The 3207-nt window shown below is 43.3% G+C and carries 2 protein-coding genes and 1 pseudogene; 2 read left to right on the forward strand and 1 reads right to left on the reverse strand.

The annotated features are described in order from the left end of the window. Window positions 1-1376, forward strand: a 1376-nt coding sequence (locus F459_RS0121020) for a hypothetical protein (RefSeq protein WP_211214029.1), incomplete at its 5' end; no start/stop codon positions are given. 15 nt (window positions 1377-1391) lie between these two features. Further along, window positions 1392-2651: an SH3 domain-containing protein gene (locus F459_RS0121025; protein WP_020614629.1), complete on the forward strand. Its 1260-nt coding sequence runs from the start codon at window positions 1392-1394 to the stop codon at window positions 2649-2651. 31 nt (window positions 2652-2682) lie between these two features. Here the strand turns inward: F459_RS0121025 and F459_RS24205 are convergent. Beyond that, a pseudogene (locus tag F459_RS24205) lies at window positions 2683-3207 on the reverse strand (Rpn family recombination-promoting nuclease/putative transposase); the annotation flags it as partial.

Raw genomic sequence — 3207 nt, forward strand, 5'->3', positions numbered from 1 at the left:
AGGAAGATGGGAGCTATGAGGTGGATTACGAAGGGTCGTACTATGGGGATGAAGAAGGGCTTGGAGAGGAGTGGGCGTTTCTGAGTGATGATGAAGGGAGAGTATGGCTTGAAGGAAGGAGAGGAGATGGCGCTGGAAGGATAGGGCGTTTTGTGATAAAGGCGATAGGTGATAAGATTTGTCCCGGAGATGATTTTCTTTTGAGCTTTGGGCTTAGCGGAGAAGGAGAGGTGAGAGGGAGAGCAGAAGAAGGTGATTTCTGTGGGGTGTACGACAAGAAGCTGTTGTGGAGGGCGAACCTGTACATAGGCGAAAGAGGAGAGGACTGGAACGACAGGCATCCGTGGAACAGTGAGGAGAATGAGTGGAACAGGTATCATGATGGGGTAAGTTTGTTTACCGGTTTGAACGATTTACCAATGGCGGATAGTAGCCAGATAACATTTAACGGTGAATCTGTAGGAATAGATGTGCCGGGGGGGCAGAATATCAAGATTTTTCCATATAGTCCAATCAGAAGAGCCGCAGATGATAAAGAGAGCATTCGAGGGCGTATCTCGTATAGTTATCCATCTCATCCGAGGGAAAAGGCGGAAGGAGATGCCGGAAGTATGGATAGTCCCTTTGATTTTATAAAAAAGATGCTTTTGGAGAAAAAGCTGCAACACGAGAAAGACGATAGCTGGGATTCGGCAGAGGCCCCTGAAGGGATATATGGGAATTACGAAAGGAGCAGAGATGGAGGGACGACAGCATATCTGCCTGGGCTTGGAATCTACTATTATGATAAAAATCATGATTCTTTAGATGATAGTGTGGAAGCAGATGTGGTTGGAAGAGATATCTTTGGAGGCTGGGAAATAGAGGCTGGAACAGATTGTATTGGTTTTGTGCAGAGATCGAAGAGCTATGACGGGAATGAATATGTCTGGAGAGATCTGATGAAAGGGATGACGGAGTATGGGAATGGCGTAGGAAGTGAAGACATCACGAATGTAATGAATTGCTATGATACCGTTAGAAATAGTAATACGAGGATATATCCGTACATTGGATCTGCTTCGAGGAAGATAACTTCAAGCAATGATAAATATGTTGAGAATGATGAAGCAAAATTTCTTAATGTAGAGAAGCTAGTACCTGGGGACATTTTCTTCTACGGGGATGATGTGACAGGAAGCAGTAAGGGGCATCATATAGCGATAGTCCAGGAAATTGAATATGGGGAGTTGGGACGAGAGACAGATATAGCAAAGATAACATTGATTGAGTCAACGTTGGACGGTTATATTCAATATGTTCAAAAAGGCAATTCTATCGAAAACTATAATGCGAAAGGAAAGAACTGGTTTCTTGTTCGTCTGATGAGTAAATGAGAGGAGAGAAAGAGGATGAAACGTATATATTGGATGGCCTTGTTACTAATAACATATCTATATCCTGTTGTAGCCGAACCCTATCATAGGTATCAAGAGGAAGAAGTTGCTACTTTTAGCATCGGCAAGGAAAGAAATGAATTCATGTATAAAAAAAATCATGATCCTGGGGCAAATGCGGGACCGAGTTCCATGGCGTTTTCCAAAGAAGGTGAATTATTTATCAGTGACACCTGGAACTATGCAATAAAAGGGTTGAATCAGTTATGGAGTGTTGAAGAGGTAATTGGTTGCAAAGATGAGTATTACAATTTTTTAGAGAGCTATTTCTTAGAAGTTGATACAGCAACTATTTTTGGAATGCAGAGCAGCAATGCCTACGGAATAGTGAATAGACAAGGGGAGAAGGTTATAGAAATAGATTTTCATCTTGATAGTATGGCAGAAATAAGAGAGAAAGATGCTTCCAATGTGGTGTCTTATAAGAGGTATATCTTCCAGTGGTTGAAGGATGGAGGAATAGTCTGTTTTTATAAGGAAGGGGAAGAAACGAAAGAGGTAAGGAATGAAGAAGTACAAGAGTTGATAAAGAATGATCCTCGTGGAGATCTTGCTGGTTTGAGCATAAACGAGGAGAACCGATTGTTTATTGAAGGCAGACCTTTGACAAGGGATTATAAAACATATATCCAATATTTCTTGGATACCTACAATATAGAAGAAGATCTCCAATACAGAGATGATAAAAGACATATATTTCGCCCTTTAAAGCAAACAAGTGGAAATCTGTCTCTGATAGGGGAAGATAGCGATGGGAATTGGTATTGGGATGTTTTACGAAAATATGTTTTTATTTTCAATAAAGAAGGATGGGTACTTGATGTTTTTCAATATGACGACAATATATCAAGCACCTTACCAGCCGTACATCCCAGCGGAGATATTTATTTTCTTGATTATGACACGGAAGGAGTGTATCTGTACCGGATAGAAAACGTATGGGATGCTGAAGGGAGAGGAGCCTGGTATGAAAGTGCTGGAGAGAGTTCTTTAAATTATGTTGATGGGGTGGTGAACGATGACCGGGTGAGGGTAAGAACTGCTCCCAATCTTGAAAGTGATACCTTGGGCTATGTGAACCGGGGAGATGCAGTGATGATTAAGGATGAGACGAAAGAGCTGATGAAGATAGGTGATATGGAAGCGGTATGGTACCGGATAGGCTTTGAAGGAAAAGAAGGCTGGGTATACGGCTGGTTTGTGGATAAAAAGTAGAGGAGGGGGCGGGAAGGGCAAAATCCTTTTTTTAATCCTGTACCCGTAATGCCTCGATCTCCTGTTGCCTGAGGCCGGTAAGCTCGGCGATTTCCTGAACAGAATAGCCTTTTGCCAGCATCTTTTTAGCGGTGATGACCGCCCGCTGCCTTTCGCCCTGTTCGAGCATCATTTGGTCATGCTCTTTCATTTTGGTAAGTAACATGGATTTCACCTCCACAATGTCATTGATCCGGGACAAGACCGGTTGTTTTTGTTGCTCCTCGACGGAAGCAAAGAAGTTGTTCAGCCACTGGACCAGCAGCTGGACTGCCTCAAGTTTCTCTTCGGTAATAATAGAAAGGAAGATATCGATCTCGGCCTCAAGCTCTTTGGGAGAGGAGTTCTCGGCATAGAAGACCGCAGAAAGGGCGTTCTTGATCTTCGCCAGGCTCTGCTTTGGAATCTGGTTCTCGATAACCGGATAGTACTGGAAAGAGGGGATGTACTTTTCCGGGATGGACTGTTCGATGAGGTCCCGGCTGTTAAGCGGAGCGGTCCACCTTCTGTCGCCGTT

This window comes from Sediminispirochaeta bajacaliforniensis DSM 16054 (genome assembly GCF_000378205.1).
Classification (GTDB): Bacteria; Spirochaetota; Spirochaetia; order DSM-16054; family Sediminispirochaetaceae; genus Sediminispirochaeta; species Sediminispirochaeta bajacaliforniensis.